At 69.9% G+C, this 18,656-nt stretch carries 15 protein-coding genes; 7 read left to right on the top strand and 8 right to left on the bottom strand.

The annotated features are described in order from the left end of the window. Window positions 1-6: 6 nt before the first annotated feature. Entirely contained in the window at window positions 7-480 is a 474-nt protein-coding gene (locus ACJJV7_RS10805) for a hypothetical protein (protein WP_405374835.1), read from the bottom strand. Window positions 481-678: 198 nt separating this feature from the next. Here ACJJV7_RS10805 and ACJJV7_RS10810 point away from each other — a divergent pair, with 198 nt between their 5' ends. Then, window positions 679-2,223: an APC family permease gene (locus ACJJV7_RS10810; RefSeq protein ID WP_405374833.1), complete on the top strand. Its 1,545-nt coding sequence runs from the start codon at window positions 679-681 to the stop codon at window positions 2,221-2,223. A 21-nt stretch (window positions 2,224-2,244) separates the two neighbouring features. Next, the gene (locus ACJJV7_RS10815; RefSeq protein WP_405374831.1) at window positions 2,245-3,489 is read left to right on the top strand and encodes a saccharopine dehydrogenase family protein; all 1,245 of its coding nucleotides are present in this window, start codon (window positions 2,245-2,247) and stop codon (window positions 3,487-3,489) included. A 13-nt stretch (window positions 3,490-3,502) separates the two neighbouring features. Here the strand turns inward: ACJJV7_RS10815 and ACJJV7_RS10820 are convergent, their stop codons facing one another. After that, window positions 3,503-4,459, bottom strand: a complete 957-nt coding sequence (locus tag ACJJV7_RS10820; RefSeq protein ID WP_405374830.1) for a hypothetical protein — start codon at window positions 4,457-4,459, stop codon at window positions 3,503-3,505. A 55-nt stretch (window positions 4,460-4,514) separates the two neighbouring features. Here ACJJV7_RS10820 and ACJJV7_RS10825 point away from each other — a divergent pair, with 55 nt between their 5' ends. Next, window positions 4,515-5,075 carry a GrpB family protein gene (locus ACJJV7_RS10825; protein ID WP_405374828.1) on the top strand — a complete coding sequence of 187 codons (561 nt, stop codon included), beginning with the start codon at window positions 4,515-4,517 and terminating at the stop codon, window positions 5,073-5,075. 34 nt (window positions 5,076-5,109) lie between these two features. Here ACJJV7_RS10825 and ACJJV7_RS10830 read toward each other — a convergent pair whose 3' ends face one another. The 3 genes from ACJJV7_RS10830 to ACJJV7_RS10840 all read right to left on the bottom strand — a co-directional run bounded on the left by ACJJV7_RS10830 (window position 5,110) and on the right by ACJJV7_RS10840 (window position 8,331). Continuing rightward, window positions 5,110-6,273, bottom strand: coding sequence for an acyl-CoA dehydrogenase family protein (locus ACJJV7_RS10830; RefSeq protein WP_405374826.1), 1,164 nt, complete (start codon window positions 6,271-6,273; stop codon window positions 5,110-5,112). A gap of 117 nt (window positions 6,274-6,390) precedes the next feature. Continuing rightward, on the bottom strand, window positions 6,391-7,341 hold the full coding sequence (locus ACJJV7_RS10835) for a M15 family metallopeptidase (RefSeq protein ID WP_405374824.1): 951 nt from the start codon (window positions 7,339-7,341) through the stop codon (window positions 6,391-6,393). Between the two features lie 96 nt (window positions 7,342-7,437). Beyond that, window positions 7,438-8,331, bottom strand: a complete 894-nt coding sequence (locus ACJJV7_RS10840) for an EamA family transporter (RefSeq protein ID WP_405374822.1) — start codon at window positions 8,329-8,331, stop codon at window positions 7,438-7,440. A gap of 40 nt (window positions 8,332-8,371) precedes the next feature. Here ACJJV7_RS10840 and ACJJV7_RS10845 point away from each other — a divergent pair, with 40 nt between their 5' ends. Both ACJJV7_RS10845 and ACJJV7_RS10850 read left to right on the top strand, forming a co-directional pair. After that, entirely contained in the window at window positions 8,372-8,893 is a 522-nt protein-coding gene (locus ACJJV7_RS10845) for a MarR family winged helix-turn-helix transcriptional regulator (protein ID WP_405374820.1), read from the top strand. Between the two features lie 31 nt (window positions 8,894-8,924). Next, a complete protein-coding gene (locus tag ACJJV7_RS10850) occupies window positions 8,925-9,971 on the top strand; it encodes an Rv2578c family radical SAM protein (protein WP_405374818.1) in 1,047 nt (348 codons plus the stop codon). 4 nt (window positions 9,972-9,975) lie between these two features. Here the strand turns inward: ACJJV7_RS10850 and ACJJV7_RS10855 are convergent, their stop codons facing one another. Further along, window positions 9,976-10,401 (bottom strand): GNAT family acetyltransferase, encoded by a 426-nt coding sequence (locus tag ACJJV7_RS10855; protein WP_405374816.1) that lies wholly within the window; start codon window positions 10,399-10,401, stop codon window positions 9,976-9,978. A gap of 73 nt (window positions 10,402-10,474) precedes the next feature. Between ACJJV7_RS10855 and lhgO the strand changes: the two genes are divergently transcribed. After that, on the top strand, window positions 10,475-11,665 hold the full coding sequence (lhgO, locus tag ACJJV7_RS10860) for an L-2-hydroxyglutarate oxidase (RefSeq protein WP_405374814.1): 1,191 nt from the start codon (window positions 10,475-10,477) through the stop codon (window positions 11,663-11,665). Between the two features lie 51 nt (window positions 11,666-11,716). On the opposite strand, the gene ACJJV7_RS10865 is transcribed toward lhgO, so the two are convergent. Beyond that, window positions 11,717-14,197 carry a DEAD/DEAH box helicase gene (locus tag ACJJV7_RS10865; RefSeq protein WP_405374812.1) on the bottom strand — a complete coding sequence of 827 codons (2,481 nt, stop codon included), beginning with the start codon at window positions 14,195-14,197 and terminating at the stop codon, window positions 11,717-11,719. 239 nt (window positions 14,198-14,436) lie between these two features. Between ACJJV7_RS10865 and ACJJV7_RS10870 the strand changes: the two genes are divergently transcribed. Then, window positions 14,437-15,351 carry an aldose 1-epimerase family protein gene (locus tag ACJJV7_RS10870; RefSeq protein WP_405374810.1) on the top strand — a complete coding sequence of 305 codons (915 nt, stop codon included), beginning with the start codon at window positions 14,437-14,439 and terminating at the stop codon, window positions 15,349-15,351. A 6-nt stretch (window positions 15,352-15,357) separates the two neighbouring features. Here the strand turns inward: ACJJV7_RS10870 and ACJJV7_RS10875 are convergent, their stop codons facing one another. After that, window positions 15,358-18,648 carry an efflux RND transporter permease subunit gene (locus tag ACJJV7_RS10875; RefSeq protein ID WP_405374809.1) on the bottom strand — a complete coding sequence of 1,097 codons (3,291 nt, stop codon included), beginning with the start codon at window positions 18,646-18,648 and terminating at the stop codon, window positions 15,358-15,360. Window positions 18,649-18,656 lie beyond the last annotated feature (8 nt).

An 18,656-nucleotide genomic window follows, 5' to 3' on the forward strand; every position in this document is an offset into this window, starting at 1 on the left:
GCCTTCTCAGCGCGTTGCTCCGGCAGCCACCGCCCGCAGGAGCGCATGCGGATGCGCGAGCAGCGAGCGCGACGCCTCGTCGGCTCGGAGGCGGGTCAACACGATCTGCGCGGCCTCGACCGAGCGCTCCCAGTACCGCCAGAGGTGATGCATGTCGAGGTCGAACGAGGCCGGCTCGCCGTCCCTCGTCACGATGCGCACCGATCCTGTGGCCGCCCTGATCCCCGGGTCGTCCTGGACGACGAGCGACATCGCGGTCCAGGCGACGAAGGAGACGAGACCGGGGAACCTGAATCGCGTCGTCGGAAAGACGAGCTCGAGATCGACGACATCCCGCCAGGCGATGCGTCCCTGCACCTGCGTCTCGCGGCGGTACACGATCTCGTCCGGGTTCAGCTGCAGATGGAGCCGCGAGGGATCGCCGACCACCACGCGGCCGGACACGACGTGGAGCGGCCCGAATCTCGTCGTCCACCTCATCCCCCTATTAGCGCACGAACGCCCGTGGTCGTCCCTCATCGGGGGCCATGACGAGGCGTCCGAACGCCCGAGAATGACCCTCGTGCGCGTGCGAGACCCGGTGCTAGGGTGAGGCAACTTTCCCGCGCCGCCGGGCGCTGAACAGCCCCGGCACACCCGAGATGCGGGGATCGGATGCTGCTTTCGCAGGAGGCCCGCGTGACGACGACGCCCGTTCATCTCACCCGTCAGGATGGAAAGGGCCTGGCGACGGGCACCCTCGGCCTTTGGGGATCGACCGTCATCGGTCTGGCTTCCACGGCGCCGGTCTACTCCCTCGTGGCCACGCTCGGCTACGTCGTGCTCGCCGTCGGTGCGCAGGCGCCGATCGCGTTCATCATCGCCTTCGTGCCGATGCTGCTGATCGCCTTCGCGTACCGGGAGCTCAACAACGCCGTGCCCGACTGCGGCACGACCTTCACCTGGGCGACGAAGGCGTTCGGCCCCTGGGTCGGCTGGATGGGCGGCTGGGGCGTGGCGGTCGCCGGCATGATCGTGCTGGCCAACCTCGCCCAGATCGCCTCCGTCTACTTCTGGGCTCTGCTCGGCCAGGAGTTCGCCGAGCCGAACGACTGGCGGATCGTCGTCGTGGCCGTCGTGTTCATCGCCGCGATGACCTGGGTGTCGTGGCGAGGCGTCGAGATCGGCGAGCGCATCCAGAACGTGCTGCTCGGCATCCAGTATCTGGCTCTCGTCATCTTCGTGATCGCCGCGCTCACGCAGTTCTTCTCGGGCACGGCCCCGAACCCGACGCCCTTCGACTGGGAGTGGCTCAACCCGTTCGCGTTTGGCGACTGGGGCGGGTTCGTCGAGGCCATCCTGCTGGCCCTCTTCATCTACTGGGGATGGGACACCTGCCTCGCGCTGAACGAGGAGACCCGCGACCCGAAGCGCATCCCCGGGCTCGCCGCCCTGCTCACCTGCGTGCTGCTTCTGGTCACCTACGTCACCGTCACGATCGCGGCGATGATGTACGCCGGCATCGGCGAGAGCGGCGTCGGACTCGGCAACGAGGAGAACGCCGACGACTTCTTCCTCGGCATCCGCGACGGCCTGCTCGGCCCGTGGGGATGGCTGCTCGTGGTCGCCGTACTCATCTCGGCGGTGTCCTCGACGCAGACGACGATCCTCCCGACCGCGCGCGGCACGCTCGCCATGGGCGTCTACCGGGCTCTTCCCGCGAAGTTCAAGGACGTGCACCCCCGGTACAAGACGCCGTCGTTCTCGACGCTCGTCATGGGCGTCGTCGCGACCGTCTACTACGTGGTGATGACGTCGATCAGCGATGCGATCCTGCAGGACACGATCCTCTCGCTCGGGCTCGCCATCGCGTTCTACTACGCGATCACCGGGTATGCGTGCGTCTGGTTCTTCCGCGCCGACCTGTTCCGCTCGGCTCGCGACTTCGTCTACAAGGGCCTGCTGCCGCTTCTCGGCGCCCTGATGCTGACGTACGCGTTCGTGCAGTCGGCCATCGACATGCTCGACCCCGAATACGGCTACTCCGGAACCCTGCTCGGCGTCGGGTCGACCTTCGTCGTCGGCATCGGCGCCCTGGCCGTCGGCGTGGTGCTGATGGTGATCTGGTTCACCTTCCCCCGGGCCAAGCGCTTCTTCCGCGGCGAGAGCCTCAACCGCGAGACCCCGGTCCTCGTCCCCGACGACACGAGCCGCCTTCCCCGCTCGATCGACGGCGGCATCTGACCGCCCGAAAGGAACCCCTCCATGCGCATCCTCATCATCGGCGCCGGCGGTGTCGGCAGTGCCGCCGCGCGCATCCTCCGCCGCCGTGACTTCTTCGAGGCCGTCACGATCGCCGACTACGACCCCGCCCGCCCGGCGGCTCTCGTCGCCGAGCTCGGCGACGACAGGTTCGCGGCCGCGCAGGTCGACGCCTCGAGCGCCGATTCCGTGGCATCCCTCATCCGCGAGCACGCGTCGACGCACGTCCTCAACGCGGTCGACCCGCGCTTCGTCATGCCGATCTTCGACGGCGCGTTCGCCGCCGAGGCGATGTACCTCGACATGGCGATGAGCCTGTCGATGCGGCATCCGGAGCACCCGTACGAGAAGACGGGGGTCAAGCTCGGCGATGAGCAGTTCGCGAAGGAGCAGGAGTGGACGGATGCCGGCCGGCTCGCGCTCGTCGGCATCGGCGTCGAACCTGGCCTGTCGGACGTCTTCGCCCGGTACGCGGAGGACGAGCTGTTCAGTGAGATCGACGAGCTCGGCGTCCGCGACGGGGCGAACCTGGTCGTCGACGGCTACGACTTCGCCCCGTCGTTCTCGATCTGGACGACGATCGAGGAGTGCCTGAACCCTCCCGTCGTCTACGAGGAGGGCCGGGGCTGGTACACGACCGAGCCGTTCAGCGAGCCCGAGGTGTTCGACTTCCCGGAGGGCATCGGCCCGGTCGAGTGCGTGAACGTCGAGCACGAGGAAGTGCTGCTCATGCCGCGGTGGACGAAGGCCAAGCGGGTCACCTTCAAGTACGGCCTCGGCGACGAGTTCATTGAGGTGCTGAAGGTCCTCCACAAGCTCGGGCTCGACAAGACCGAGAAACTGACGGTGAAGGGCGTCGAGGTCTCGCCCCGCGACGTCGTCGCCGCGGCGCTCCCCGACCCCGCGACGCTCGGCGACAAGATGAGCGGCAAGACGTGCGCCGGCGTCTGGGTGACCGGCACCGGTAAGGACGGCCGGCCGCGGTCGACGTACCTCTACCACGTGGCCGACAACGAGCAGACGATGCGGGAGGACAACTCCCAGGCCGTCGTCTGGCAGACGGCCATCAACCCCGTCATCGCCCTCGAGCTGCTCGCCCGGGGCACGTGGTCGGGCACGGGGGTGAAGGGGCCGGAGGCGTTCGACGCGAAGCCCTTCCTCGACCTGCTCGCGGCGCCGCAGCCCGAGGGTTACGGCTCGCCGTGGGGCATGCGGGAGCAGCCGCATCCCGTTCCGTCCGAAGGCTGATCCGGAGGGCGACTCAGCGCCGGTACGTCGTGAGAGCGCGGTCGCGGGAGACCTCTGCGGTGAGGCCTGCCGCCTCGAGCAGGCCGACCGTCCGTCGGGACAGCGGGGGCAGGGCGGGGTTGCGAGTGAGTCCCGTCAGCAGCGTGCGATGCGCCGCGGCGGTGCGGACCTCGAGGCGCGCGTACTCGCCGCGCTCGCGCCAGCGGAGCATCTCGATGTCGCGGTAAGCGAACCGCTCCTCGTGGGCTTCCGATGCGAGGCGGACCTCGCCGGCGCCGAACGTGATCGTGTACTCCCCCGACCTGCGACGGAAGGCCGCCCGCAGGCACAGGTACGCCAGACCGGCGAAAGGGAGGGCGACCACGACGACGAGGGCGCGCGGCCCGAACCGCGCCACGACGTCGGAGAAGCCGATCACGACGGCGACGACGGGAACGGCAGTGGCCACGATCGCGAGGACGATCAGGCCGGCCAGGCTCCGAATCGACATCGGCACCGCCCGGACGTCCAGTCCGGCACCGCCGGTCGGTCGAGCGCGCCATTCGAGAGTCGGCTGCTCCTGCGGGAGGCGCCGCCGGCCGGTGGGGGCGCGACCGAGGGAGCGACCCAGAAGGGCGATCCAGATCCAGGCGGCTGCCGGGGCCGCCGCGATACCGCCCGCGACGACGGCCGCTCGCAGGAGCGGGTCACCCGGCGGTTCTCCCCATGAGCCGACGCCGGCGAGCACGATCGCCGCCGAGATCGCGACGAGGACATGAACCACGAGGCCCGCCACGCCGAGACGCCCGACCGCGTCGACGAAGGCCGCGCTGATCGCCCAGCCTCCGAGGACGGCCGCGAGGATCGACCAGATGTCCAGGTCGGACGTGGCCAGCATCATCACCGCGGCGAGGGCGAGAAGCAGAAGCCCCACCGCGAACGCCATCGACGGGAACACCCACGATCGACGGTCGGCGACGGCATCCCTCACGAAGCTCGATCGTACGGGGCAGGCGCGACGATGGCGGTCACTGCATAATGGCGGAGTGCACCCCGCCGAGAACGCCCGCCGCACCGACGTCGACTCGCTCGAGCTCGTCGGCGGTCCCGAAGCCCTGACCGTCTCGCTGCACGCGTACGACGAGAGGTGGCCCGAGCTCTACCGCGCCCACGAGGCGCGCATTCGTCGGGCGCTCGGCACGGCAGCGGTCGAGGTGCACCACATCGGGTCCACATCGGTGCCGGGCCTCGCTGCGAAGCCGATCGTCGACATCGTCGTCGCGGTGCCCGACATCACCGCCGAGGAGGACTACCTGCCGCCCCTCCTCGCCGCCGGCTACGAGCTGCGCGTGAGGGAGCCGGGACATCGGCTCGTGCGGATGCCGTCGCGCGACGTCCACGTGCACGTCTACGGGCATGGGGCCGCCGCCATCGCCGAGTACCTGCTGCTGCGCGACCACCTCCGCGCCGACGACGGCGATCGCAGGCGGTACGAGGATGTCAAGCGCGAACTGCTCGGCCGACGGTGGGACGACATGAACGACTACGCGGAGGCGAAGACGGACGTCATCACCTCGATCAAGGCCCGAGCGCGAGCCGCCCGGTGACGGCCGGCGGCGGACCGAGGCCCGCCGCCGGAGATCAGCGCTTGCCGGCGATCTGGCGCGACACGATGTCGCGCATGATCTCGTTCGTGCCGCCGTAGATGCGGTGCACGCGGGCATCGAGGAAGGCGCGGGCGATCGGATACTCCATGATGTAGCCGTACCCGCCGTGGAGCTGGACGCAGGCGTCGAGCACCTCCCATTCGCGCTCCGTGGCCCAGAACTTGACCTGCGCGGCATCCTCCGCCGAGAGTTTGCTCTCGCCGTAGAGCGCGATCGCACGGTCGATGTAGGCCCACATGACGTCGACCGTCGTGACGAGGTCGGCCATCGTGAAGCGCGTGTTCTGGAAATCGATGATCCGCTGACCGAAGGCCTCGCGGTCCTTCGTGTAGGCGATCGTCCACTCGACGCCGGCCTGTGCGGCTGCGGCACCCGCGACACCGATCGACAGGCGCTCGAGCGGCAGGTTCATCATGAGCTGGATGAAGCCCTTGCCCTCCTGACCGCCGATGAGGTTCGCGTCGGGGACGAAGACATCGGTGAAGCTGAGCTCAGCGGTGTCGTGACCCTGAAAGCCCATCTTGTGCAGCTTCTTGCCGTGATCGAACCCGGCCATACCGGCTTCGAGGAGCAGCAGCGAGAACGCGTCGGGGCGGTTGCCCTCGCCCGTCTTCACGAAGACCACGAAGATGTCGGCGGTCGCCCCCGACGAGATGAAGGTCTTCGCGCCGTTGACGACGTAGCCGCCCTCGGTCTTCTTCGCGGTCGTCTTGATGCCGCGCAGGTCGCTGCCCGCGCCGGGCTCGGTCATCGCGAGCGCGCCGAGGATCTCCCCCGTCGCCATACGCGGCAGCCAGGTCTGCTTCTGCTCCTGCGTGCCCATGTGCACGAGGTACGGCACGGCGAGGTCGTCCTGGATCCCGAACGCGCCCGCGAGCGAACCTGCGCCGGCGCGGATCACCTCTTCGTTGACGATCGTGCGGAACCGGTAGTCCTGCAGCATGCCCGCGCCGCCGAACTCCTCCGGCACCGACAGCCCGATGACGCCCGCGTCGCCGGCGGCACGCATCGTCGCTCGGTCGACTTCGCCGTCGGCATCCCACTGCTCGCGCTTCTCGTTCGTGACGTAGCGCTTGATGAACTCCTTGACGACGTCGCGGAACGCCTCGTGGTCCTCGTCGTAGATGTTCCGCTCCATGCGCGGACCCCCTTCGTGTCGGCGCGACGCTGCGCTCGTGGGCAGCATCGCCGCTGTCCACTGTACGCAGGGGGTGGGATCGGATGCCACTACGTGCGCGACTGAGTCCCGCGGCCGTCAGGTGTAGTCGGGGGCGTCGTCGAGACCGAAGAACTCCTCGAGCGTCTCGTAGCCGCCCTGGTGGTAGGCGGCCGCGAGCTCCTCGCCGAGGTAGCGGAGATGCCACGGTTCGGGAGAGTAGCCCGTGGTCGGCGTGCGCCCCGATTCGTATCGCACGATGAATCCGAAGCGCCAGGCGTTGTCGACGATCCAGTCCGATTGCGGCGTTCCACCGAACCCGTCGTGGTCGCCGCATCCGCCGCCGTCGCACGCGACGACGTCGACGGCGAGCCCGGTCTGGTGCTCGCTGTGGCCGGGGCGCGCGCTTCGGAGGTCGGCGGCAGCCTGCCCGCGGTTGGCGACGTGCCGCTGGTAGGTCTCCACCTGGAACGCGTACGGACGGAACCCGCTGCTGACCGCGACGGTGCCCGCGCCGGCATCCGTCACTGCCGCCGAGAGCTCGTCGAGAGCGGATGCCGTGCGCTGCAGCAGATACCCGCCGGCGACGATGCGGGTGGATTCGGGGCGCCCCTGCGGCGTCGGCCAGTATTCGAGAGGCTCGAGCGCGTTGCGCTTGTTGACGACGACCCACAGTCGGCTGGCGTCATGCAGATCGATGCACGGCGCACCGTCCGATGCGACCGCGTCGCGGAACGCCGCACCGCCGCCGAAGGCGGTGATGACATCGTCGTCGCTGCCCGCACTCAGTGCGTCGACGACCGCGGGCGCCGCACACGTGCCTGCCTCGACGCCCGATGCGGCGGAATCGGCGGCGGCAGGCGCGCTCGCGGCGGCGGGGGCCTGCTCCGCCACGGCGGCCGGATCGTCCCCGGCCACGAGATGCGAGACGAACGACGACACGGCGTAGACGACGCCGATCGTCAGGGCGAGCAGCACGAGGGCGCGGCGGCGGCGGCGAGCGCGGAGCCGGGCCCGCCGCCGGGAGGCGGACGGCAGCGGCTCACTCATGTCTCCATCCTGTCGGCTGTGCGGCGCACATCCGCGAGCGCAACGCCTACAAGGCCCGGTCCGTCCGCCGCCCCCGGCACCCGAACCGTACGCCGTCTACGACGCGAGGCGCGGCGGCCTCGGCCAGGGACGCGACCCGCGTGCGGCCAGGATGACGACGGCGACCGAACCCAGGATGAGCGCGATCCCCCCGACCTGGAGTGCCGAAAGCGTCTCGCCGGCGACCGCGGCACCGAGCGCCAGCGCGACGATCGGGCTGAGGAGACCGAGGAAGGCCGGAACGCGCACCGGCAACGAGGCCACACCGCGAAACCAGACGAGGTAGGCGAGCGCGGTGCCGACGAGCGAGAGGTAGGCATAGCCCACGACGGTGGGCGCGGTGATCGGCGTCGTCGGCAGGGGCTCCAGGAGGGCCGTCAGCACCGCCAGCGAAAGACCCCCGGCCACGAGCTGCCAGGCGGTCGTCGCGAGCGGCGGAAGCCCGCCGCCCCATTTCTTGGTCAGGACCGTTCCCGTCGCCATCGAGGCCGCGCCGACGACGGCGGCGACGACGCCGACCGGATCGAGGGCAGCGTCTGCCCGGAGCACGATGAGAGCGACACCGAGCGCACCCGCCAGCCCGGCACCCACCACGACGGGGCTCAGGCGGTCGGCCAGGACGGCGGCAGCGATCACTGCGACGAGCAGCGGCTGCACTCCCCCGACCACCGCGGCGATCCCACCCGGCAGCCGCTCCGCTGCGACGAAGAGACAGAAGAAGAACACCGTGATGTTCAGGGTTCCGAGCACGACGGCCTTGCCCCACCACGCACCGGTCGGCAACCGGCGCGCGAGAACCAGCAGGACCAGCCCGGCCGGAAGAGCCCGGAGCGTCGCCGTCAGGAGCGGGTGACCGGGCGGCAGCAGGGCGGTCGCCGTGAGGTAGGTCGTGCCCCACAGCGCGGGGGCCAGGGCCGTGAGTGCGATGAGACCGGATCTTTTGCTAAGCACTTAGCCAATATACCTAAGTCCTTAGCAGTATGCTCGGTGCATGGACCACGTCGACGGCATCCTCGAGCAATGGCAGCGTGAACGCCCCGGGCTCGACACCTCACCCATGGCCGTCATCGGGCGCCTCGCCCGTGCGACGGCCCACGTCGAGGCCCAGCTCGCGGCGAACTACGCACGACACGGCATCGACGCCGCCACCTTCGACGTGCTCGCGACACTCGTGCGCCAGGGAGCCCCGCACGAACTGAGCCCCGCTCGCCTCGCCGCCGACGCGATGATCACGACCAGCGCCGTCGCCCAACGCCTCAACCGACTCGAGGCTCAGGGCTACCTCACGCGGCACCCCGATCCCGCCGACGGTCGAGCCAAGCTCGTCCGCCTCACTCGGGAAGGGCGCGAGGTCGTCGACCGCGTGCTGCCCGACCACCTCGCGACCGAGGCTGCGCTCCTGGATCGACTCAGTGTCGAGCAGCAGAAGACGCTCGCCGCGCTGCTCGCCGCCCTGACGCCGGAGATGCGCTCCCCTGAGAACTCTGTTCGAGGTATGGCCGACACGGCTTGACTGTGCATCGTTGTTATGTTCGACTGTGGTCATGCGGTGGCAAGGGCAAGGGATCTCGTCGGTCGACGACGCCGCCCTGCCGGGACTGGAGTCGACGAGCGGACTCCTCCGATCGGTCTCCACGCCCGAGTTCGCCGACATGACCTTCCACGAGGTCGCCGCGAAGTCGGCTCTGAACCACGTGCCGAGCTCCTCGGCCATGCCGTTCTCGTGGACGGTCAACCCCTACCGGGGCTGCTCCCACGCCTGCACCTACTGCTTCGCCCGCAACACGCACACCTACCTCGACCTCGATGCCGGTCGCGATTTCGACTCGCAGATCGTCGTGAAGGTGAACGTCGCCGAGGTGCTCGCGAGAGAACTCGCGCGGCCCGGCTGGAACCGCGAACCGGTCGCGCTGGGCACGAACACCGACCCCTACCAGCGCGCTGAGGGTCGGTACCGGCTGATGCCCGGCATCATCGACGCCCTCGCCTCGAGCGGCACGCCGTTCTCGATCCTCACGAAAGGCACGCTGCTGCGGCGCGACCTCCCCCAGCTGACGGATGCCGCGCGGGCCGTGCCGATCCACATCGCCATGTCGATCGCGGTTCCGGACGAACCGCTTCGTCAGCTGCTCGAGCCGGGAGCGCCGTCGTTCCAGGCGCGACTGGACACGGTTCGCGCCGCCGTGGATGCGGGTTTCTCGGTGACGGTCTTCCTCATGCCCATCGTCCCCCACCTCACCGATTCGGTGGCCGTCCTGGACGATGCGATCGCCCGCATCGCGGCATCCGGCGCACGACGCGTCGTGTTCGGGGCGCTGCATCTGCGCCCCGGGGCGAAGGAGTGGTTCTTCGCCTGGCTGCAGCGGGAGCAACCCGACCTCATCCCGGCGTACCGCGGCATGTATCCGGGCGTCTCCGTCACGGCGCCCGCCGGATACAGGAAGTGGCTGTCGGCGCGCGTGCGCCCCCTGCTTCGCGCACACGACGTGCACGGCCGACTCGAAGAAGAGGCGGCGCCCGCCCGGAGCGCCGGCCCCGGGCCGGTGATGAAGACGGCGAGCCGGGAGCAGGCCGCGGCGATGCTCTTCTGAGCGATCAGTCGTCGGGGATGAGCCGCTTGCCGGTGACGGCGGTGCTCTCGCGGGAGTAGCCCTGTGAGGCGTAGAAGTCGAAGACGGCGTCGTTGCCCGTCCGGACCATCAGCATGACCTTCGGGCAGCCGAGCGCGATCAGGCGCGCCTCGGCCTCGGCCACCAGCATCCGGCCGATGCCCTCGCCCCGGCGGCGCGGATCGGTCGCGAGGTAGTAGAGCCACCCGCGGTGTCCGTCGTAACCGGCCATGACCGAGCCGACGACGGCGCCCTCGTCGTCTGCGACGAGAAGGAGCTCCGGCCAGACGGCCCGCGCACGGTCGATGTCGCGACGGGGATCGTTCCACGGCCGCGTCAGCCCAGCGGCATCCCACAGCGCGATGACCTGATCGACGTCGCCGTCGTGGAGGGGGCGGAGGGCGACGGTCACCCGACCACCCTAACGAGACCGCGAAGAGCCTATAGTTCGAGCAGGGGAAGATCACCGAGCTTGGGGAGAGCGGATGATCGATCACATCGTCGTGGTCGGAGCAGGCATCGTCGGATTGGCCACCGCGCACGAACTCGTGTCGCGCGGCCACCGGGTGACCGTGCTCGAGAAGGAAGCTCGGGTCGCCGAGCACCAGACCGGCAACAACTCCGGGGTCATCCACTCCGGGCTCTACTACCCGCCGGGCAGCCTCAAGGCGCGCTACGCCGCCGCGGGTGCGACGTCGATGCGAGCGTTCGCCGCCGAGCACGGCGTCACCGTCGACATCTGCGGCAAGCTCGTCGTCGCGACGGATGCCGCTCAGCTCGGCCGCCTGAACGCGCTGCACGAGCGCGGGCTCGCGAACGGGGTGCCGTGCCGGGTCATCAGCCCCGAAGAGGCGCACGAGTACGAGCCGCACGTCCGCGCCGTGGCCGCACTCCGCGTCGAATCGACCGGGATCGTCGACTACCGCGGCGTGTGCGACGTGCTCCGCCGCCTCATCGAGGAGGGCGGCGGCGAGGTGCGGTTCGGGCAGGAGGTCACCGCGATCAGCGACTCCGGGTCGGGCGTGGTCGTGTCGACCTCGACCGGTGAAGTGGTGGGCGACCGACTCGTGAACTGCGCCGGGCTCCACAGCGACCGGATCGCCCGACTCGCCGGGATGAGGCCGGAGGTGCGGATCGTGCCGTTCCGCGGTGAGTACTTCACACTGACCCCGGATGCCGAGCATCTCGTCCGCGGGCTGGTGTACCCCGTGCCGGACCCGGGCTTCCCGTTCTTGGGGGTGCACTTCACCCGCATGTTCGACGGATCGGTGCACGCGGGCCCGAACGCGGTGTTCGCTCTGGCCCGGGAGGGCTACTCCTGGGGCCGGATCAGTCCGCGCGACGTGATCGACAGCGCGATGTGGCCCGGACTCTGGCGGCTCGGACGCCGGTTCTGGCGCACCGGCATCGACGAGACGCGGCGCTCACTGTCGAAACGAGGGTTCACCGCGAGCCTGCAGGAGCTCATCCCCGAGATCGGAGCCGAGCATCTGACGCCGGCGCATGCGGGCGTCAGGGCGCAGGCGGTCCGCCGTGACGGCACGATGGTCGAGGACTTCCACATCGAGCGCACGGCGCGGCAGGTGCACGTCCTCAACGCCCCGTCACCCGCGGCGACCGCCGCGTTCGAGATCGGGCGATCGATCGCGGACGAGCTTGCCGCGGCATCCCGCTGACACGCACGAGGCCCCCGCACCGAAAGGGGCGAGGGCCTCGGCGATGCGGGATCAGGCGTCGACGTTCGCGGCCTGGCGACCGCTGATCTCCTCGAGCACGTCGTCGCCGACGCGCGCCTCGTCGAACGGGGCGTCGATCTCGGCGCGCTCGAGCATCTCGGTCATCCGACGACGGCGCTGACGCGGGATCAGCGTGACGACGGTGCCCGAGCGTCCCGCGCGACCGGTGCGGCCGGAGCGGTGCGTGTACGTCTTGTACTCGTCGGGCGCATCGGCCTGGATGACGAGGTCGATGTCGTCGACATGGATGCCACGGGCAGCCACATCGGTCGCGACCAGCACGTTGACCTTGCCGTCGGTGAGACGCTGCAGGTTGCGCGTGCGCTTGGCCTGGTTCAGGTCGCCGTGCAGGGCGACGGCGGCGATGCCGGCGTCGGCGAACTGCTCGGCGAGCATCTCGGTGTAGGCCCGGGTACGGGCGAACACGAGCGTCTTGCCGTCGCGGTCGACGAGCGAGGTGAGGATCTCGGCCTTGTCACGGTGGTCGATGACGAGCACGCGGTGGTCGATGGTGCCGGTGTCCTGCGTCTCGCCGGCCACCTCGTAGACGGCCGGGTCGACCAGGAACTCGTCGACCAGCGCCGCGACCTCACGGTCGAGCGTCGCCGAGAAGAGGAGCTTCTGAGCGCCGTCCTTGACGAGGCGGAGGATGCGCTGCATCGGCTCGAGGAAGCCGAGCTCGCTCATGTGGTCGGCCTCGTCGAGGACGACGATGTCGATCTCGGAGAGGTCGAGCTTGCCCTGGTTCTGGAGGTCTTCGATGCGACCCGGGGTGCCGATGATGATGTCGACGCCCTTCTTGAGCGCACCGACCTGGCGCGCCTGGGGCACGCCGCCGTAGATCTGCGTCGTGAACAGGCCGACGCTCCGCGCCAGCGACTGCACGGTGCGGTCGATCTGCAGTGCGAGCTCGCGAGTGGGGGCGAGGATGAGCGCCTTGGGCGATCGGCCGAAGGCGCGGCGCTGACCGGCCTGGCTCCGGAGGACGGACTCGACGAGCGGCGCACCGAAGGCGATGGTCTTGCCCGAGCCGGTGCGGCCACGGGCCAGCACGTCGCGGCCAGCGAGGATCGGACCGACCGTGGCGGCCTGGATCGGGAACGGCGAGGCCGCACCCAGCTCGGCGAGCACGTTCACGAGGTTCTGACCGAGACCGAGGTCTGCGAAGGACGACTGCTCGACCGTTCCGGCGTCGACGGCCTGCGCCTGGAGGCGCTCGTGCACGACGTCGACGTGCTGATCGTGAGCGGTCTGCTTCTTCTCCGCAGCCCAGTCGGCGCGGTTCGGGCGTTCCTCGCGGCGGGGCCGCTCATCGCGCTGGGGCCGGTCGTCACGCGTCGGACGACGGTCGTCGAACGACCGCGCGGGGCGGTCGTCGCGCTGCGGACGACGGTCGTCGAACGAACGGGCCGGCCGGTCGAACGAGCGCGCGGGGCGGTCACCATCACGCTGCGGACGACGGTCATCGAACGAACGGGCGGGACGGTCGAACGAACGCGCCGGACGATCACCATCACGCTGCGGACGACGGTCATCGAACGAACGCGCGGGACGATCGCCGTCACGCTGCGGACGACGGTCATCGAACGAACGGGCGGGGCGATCGAACGAACGCGCCGGACGGTCACCATCACGCTGCGGACGACGGTCATCGAACGAACGGGCCGGACGGTCACCATCACGCTGGGGGCGACGGTCATCGAACGAACGCGCGGGACGATCACCATCACGCTGCGGGCGACGGTCATCGAACGAACGCGCGGGACGGTCGAACGAACGGGCCGGGCGGTCACCATCACGCTGCGGGCGACGGTCATCGAACGAACGCGCGGGACGGTCGAACGAACGGGCCGGGCGGTCACCATCACGCTGCGGGCGACGGTCATCGAACGAACGCGCGGGACGGTCACCGTCACGCTGCGGGCGACGGTCATCGAACGACCGAGCCGGACGGTCACCATCACGCTGCGGGCGACGGTCATCGAAGGACCGAGCCGGACGGTCACCATCACGCTGCGGACGACGGTCGTCGAACGAACGCGCCGGACGATCGAACGAACGCGCCGGACGGTCACCATCACGCTGCGGACGACGGTCATCGAACGACCGAGCCGGACGGTCGTCACGCTGCGGACGACGGTCATCGAACGAACGCGCCGGACGATCGAACGACCGAGCAGGACGGTCATCGCCCTGACGGGGACGATCCTCGAAGCGACGGTCGCCGCGGGCCTGCGAGCGGATGCCGCGCGCCTCGTCGCGACCTGCGCGCTCCTGGGCGTTCCAGCGACCCTTGGCCGTGGCGCCCTCTTCGGCGGGGCGGTACCCGCGGTGGCTGGGGCTCTTGCTGCCGCTGGTGCCCTCGGACGCCTGTCCGGGGCGACGCTTGGCGTCCTGATACGACGTCTTCTTGCCGTAACGCGGTTCGAAGTTCTGAGCGCGGCCGCCGGCCGGCTTCTTGTTCTTGGGCATGGAGATTCCTTCTGAGTTCTCACACGAGAACAGCGCTGCGCGCACGCGCAGACATACCCGGGCTTCCATCGGCCGGGGGCCATTCCAGTTACTGGTCCGAAGCCGCGGATCGGGCTTCGAGAATCGGCCCCGAGGACTCACACAGAATGCCCGTGCACAGCACGGTGTCCTCCGCCGACCCACCCACGATACCCGACGCCCCTGAGAAGTCGCCGGGCCGCCGCCGATACGCTGTCGGCATGGCCGCCGATCCCACCGGAACCCGTTTCTCGATCCGCTCCTCGTCCGTGTCGGCCGAGATCACCGAAGTGGGCGCCGCGCTGCGAGCGCTCCGCGTCGGGGGCGTCGACCTCGTGCCGGGTTACCCCGATGGCAGCCCGACGCCGGCGGCATCCGGAATCGTGCTCGTCCCCTGGCCGAACCGCATCCGCGGCGGAACGTGGAACGACGCGGGCGAGGTCCGTCAGCTCGCCATCACCGAACCGAAGTTCGGCAACGCGTCCCACGGGTTGCTCCGCTTCACCTCGTACCGCGTGATCGCGCACACGGAGTCGTCGCTCACCCTGGGCGCGGCCGTCGTTCCGCAAACCGGCTACCCGTACCACCTTCAGACGCAGGTCACCTATCGGCTGACGGATGCCGGTGTGCACGTCGGCCACGTCATCGAGAACGTCGGCGAGGGCGACGCTCCCGTCGCGCTCGGGACGCACCCGTACTTCCAGATCTCCGATGTCGCCACCGCCGACCTCGCCCTGCACCTCGACGCGGAGTCCTGGTTCCGGCTCGACGCGCAGAACATCCCGGTGGCGCAAGAACCGATCGACGCCGAACACGACCTGCGCACGGCCCGGCGGGTAGGCGATCTCGCCCTCGACGCCGCGTACGGCGACCTGAGCCGCGATGACGCGGGCCGGGTGACGGCGTCGCTCCTCGCCGCCGACGGCCGGCGACTTCGCGTCTGGGCCGGCGAGGGCTTCGACTACCTCCAGCTCTTCACGACCGACCGTTACCCCGGACACGAGGTTGCGGTCGCGATCGAGCCGATGACCGCGCCCGCCGACGCGTTCAACTCGGGGCAGAGCCTCCGTCGCCTCGCCCCCGGCGCGCAGTGGGAGCTGGAGTGGGGCGTCGAATTCGACGCCCCCGCCTCCTGACCCGCGTCAGTCCTTCGCGCCCTCGCCGTCCCGCGCGTGGTCGCCGTCTCGCGGCGCCGCGCCGTCCGGGATCTCGACGTCGGGCGACTCCTCGATCACGAGATCGGTGGTGACGGCGGCAGCGCCGGTGACGGGCGCGGATGCCTCCCGGGCCCGCAGCTCGCGACGCGACGACGCCCGCGCGGGCGTCGCGGCGGCCGCGGCCACCGGCACGCCGCCCCGCTTGGCGATCCGACGCTCCTTCGCACCCTCGACGAGGTTGTAGAGCGCCGGCAGCACGAGCAGGGTGAGCACCGTCGACGAGACGAGTCCGCCGATCACGACGATCGCGAGCGGCTGCGAGATGAAGCCGCCGTGGCCGGTGATGCCGAGCGCCATCGGGGTGAGCGCGAAGATCGTGGCCAGCGCGGTCATCAGGATCGGCCGCAGGCGTCGGGCGCCACCGGCGATCACGGCCTCGGGCGTCGTGAGGCCCTTCTCGCGGTACTGGTTGATGAGGTCGACGAGCACGATCGCGTTCGTCACGACGATGCCGACGAGCATCAGCACGCCGATCAGCGAAGCGACGCCGAGCGGCACGCCCGACACGATCTGCAGCAGGATCGCCCCCGTCGCCGCGAACGGCACCGAGACGAGCAGGAGCACCGGCTGACGGAGCGACTTGAACGTCGCGACCATCACGATGTAGACGATCAGGATCGCCGCGAGGATCGCGAGGGCGAGCTGCGCGAACGCGTCCTGCTGCTGCGTGACCACGCCGCCCACCTCGGCGCCGGCACCGTCGGGCAGGTCGAGATCGGCAAGGGCCGTGGCGACGATCGCCGACGACGCGTTCAGGTCGTCGGAGCTCGGCGTCACGGTGACCGAGGCGGTCCGCTGCCCGCGCTCGGTGGTGATCGACGACGGCCCCTCGGACTCTTCGACCGTGGCGACCTCATCGAGACGGATGAGACCGGTCGCGCTGGCGATCTCGAGCGCCCGGAGGTCGTCGATCGTCGCCGGGACGTCCTCCGCCTGCAGGTACACGGTCAGCGAGGCATCGTCGATCTCGACGGTGCCGACGTTCCGCGGCTGCATGGTGTTCGAGACGAGCCCGCCGACGGCGACCTCGGAGAGCCCGAGCGAGGCGGCCTCCTCACGGTCGACGGTTACGGAGACGAAGGGCAGGGATGCCGACAGGTTAGAGGTCACCTGATCGATGCCGCTCTCCCCCTCGAGGGCGGTGACGACCTGATCGGTGACCTCGCGCAGCACGCCCGCGTCGGGGGCCGAGATGTCGACCTCGATGTCGCTCGAGCCGAACCCACCCTGCGCGGCGGCGATGGCGATGTCGCCGGCACCGCCCAGACCGGCCACGGCGTCCTGCACATCGGTGCGGACGCGATCCTGGTCGGCGTCGGGGTCGGTGGTGATCGAGTAGGTGATGCCCGAGCCGCCTCCCGAGAAGGCGTCGCGCAGCTCCGACCCGCTCGAGCCGATCGATGTCTGCACGGTCTCGATGCCGTCGACGTCGAGGAGGACGGCCTCGACCTTCGCGGCCGCGGCGTCCTGAGTGTCGAGGCTCGCGGTGTCACCGACATTCTGGGTGACGGTGAGCGTGTTCTGCCCCGAGTCGCCGAGGAAGTTGACCTTCATCAGGGGCACCGCCGCGAGCGTTCCGCCGAGCACGACGACCGCGAGCACGAGCGTGACGGCCGAGTGGCGGAGAGTCCACCCGAGCACGGGGATGTAGCTCTTCTGGAGTCGCGACGGCGGCGCGGTGGGGTCTTCCGGGTCGACGGCGCGGCCGTTCGCGTCGAGGAGCGGCTTGCCGGGGCGGAGGAACCAGTATGCGAGCACCGGCACGATCGTCAGCGACACGAACAGCGACGCGAGCATCGCGATCGTCACCGTCAGCGCGAACGGTCGGAAGAGCTCGCCGGTCAGGTCGCCGACGAAGGCGATCGGCAGGAAGACGGCCACCGTGGTGAGCGTCGACGCGGTGATGGCGGCGGCGACCTCGCGGACGGCGAGAAGAATCGAGGCGCGCTTATCGGCATCCCCCACGTAATGGCGCTTGATGTTCTCGATCACGACGATCGAGTCGTCGACCACGCGGCCGATCGCGATCGTCAGGGCGCCGAGGGTCAGGATGTTGAGCGAGTAGCCGAACGCCTGGATCCCGACGAACGTGATGAGGACGCTGGTGGGGATCGAGATCGCCGTGACGAGCGTCGAGCGCACCGACATCAGGAAGACCAGGATGACGATGACGGCGAAGGCGAGACCGAGGAGCCCCTCCTGCGCGAGCGCTTCGATCGACTGCTCGATGAACGGCGCCTGATCGAAGACGACGGTGATCTGCGATCCGCCGCCGAGGGCGTCCTGCAGGGCCGGGATCGCCTCGGTGACCAGGTGCGAGACCTCGACCGTGTTGGCCGCGGGGAGCTTCGTGATCGAGACGGTGAGCGCCTGCTCGCCGTCGACGCGCGAGATCGACGAGACGGGGTCCTTGGCGAGCGAGACCTCGGCGACGTCGCCGACCGTGAGGGCGCCCGCCGCGGTCTGCTCGGCCGAGGTGGGCACGAGCGGGAGCGCGGTGATCTGATCGGTCGAGGTGAGCTTCGAGCCGGTCTGCACCGTCAGGGTCTGATCGCCCTCGTCGACCGTGCCGCCCGGGAAGAGGACGCCGTTCTGGTCGAGGGCGTCGGTGATGGCCTCCTGGGTGAACCCGGCGTCGGCGAGCGCCGACTGATCGGGGACGATCGTCACGCGCGCGGTCTGCCCGCCGACGATCTGCGCCGCCGCGACCCCGTCGATGTCCTCGATGTCGGGGACGACGGCCGTCTCGAGCCGGGACTGCACCTGGTCGGCGTCGTCGAAGCCGGTGACGGCGAGCGAGATGACGGGAAGGTCGTCGGTCGAGAAGGCGAGGACGCTCGTGTCGATTCCGTCGGGCAGCGAGTCGTCGATGCGGTTGATCGCCTGGAGGATCTTCTGCTCGGCGGTCGCGAGGTTCGTGCCGTAGGCGAACGACGCCTGGATGATGGAGGCGTTCGTTGTGCTCGTCGCGCTCGTGGACTCGAGGTCGGGCACCGCCTGGATGGCCTGTTCGATCGGCGAGGAGACGTCGTTGCTGACCACGTCGGGCGACGCACCCGGGTAGGTCGTGAGGATCGACAGCTGGGGCAGCTGGATCGGGGGGATGAGCTCCTGCTTCAGGTTCGTCAGCGCGAGGCCGCCGAAGATCGCCGCGACGATCGTGATCAGGGCGATGAGCGCTCGGTTCTTGAGGCTCAGGACGGCAAGGTTCGACACGTAGGCCC

It is taken from the genome of Microbacterium sp. Ld4 (genome assembly GCF_045066555.1).
In the GTDB taxonomy this organism is placed as follows: domain Bacteria; phylum Actinomycetota; class Actinomycetes; order Actinomycetales; family Microbacteriaceae; genus Microbacterium.

What these genes read in the sequence shown, in the direction of transcription:
- ACJJV7_RS10805 (WP_405374835.1), bottom strand. Translation starts at nt 480, where the DNA reads ATGAGGTGGACGACGAGATTCGGGCCGCTCCACGTCGTGTCCGGCCGC.
- ACJJV7_RS10815 (WP_405374831.1), top strand. Translation starts at nt 2,245, where the DNA reads ATGCGCATCCTCATCATCGGCGCCGGCGGTGTCGGCAGTGCCGCCGCG.
- ACJJV7_RS10830 (WP_405374826.1), bottom strand. Translation starts at nt 6,273, where the DNA reads ATGGAGCGGAACATCTACGACGAGGACCACGAGGCGTTCCGCGACGTC.
- ACJJV7_RS10835 (WP_405374824.1), bottom strand. Translation starts at nt 7,341, where the DNA reads ATGAGTGAGCCGCTGCCGTCCGCCTCCCGGCGGCGGGCCCGGCTCCGC.
- ACJJV7_RS10845 (WP_405374820.1), top strand. Translation starts at nt 8,372, where the DNA reads ATGGACCACGTCGACGGCATCCTCGAGCAATGGCAGCGTGAACGCCCC.
- ACJJV7_RS10850 (WP_405374818.1), top strand. Translation starts at nt 8,925, where the DNA reads ATGCGGTGGCAAGGGCAAGGGATCTCGTCGGTCGACGACGCCGCCCTG.
- lhgO (WP_405374814.1), top strand. Translation starts at nt 10,475, where the DNA reads ATGATCGATCACATCGTCGTGGTCGGAGCAGGCATCGTCGGATTGGCC.
- ACJJV7_RS10865 (WP_405374812.1), bottom strand. Translation starts at nt 14,197, where the DNA reads ATGCCCAAGAACAAGAAGCCGGCCGGCGGCCGCGCTCAGAACTTCGAA.
- ACJJV7_RS10870 (WP_405374810.1), top strand. Translation starts at nt 14,437, where the DNA reads ATGGCCGCCGATCCCACCGGAACCCGTTTCTCGATCCGCTCCTCGTCC.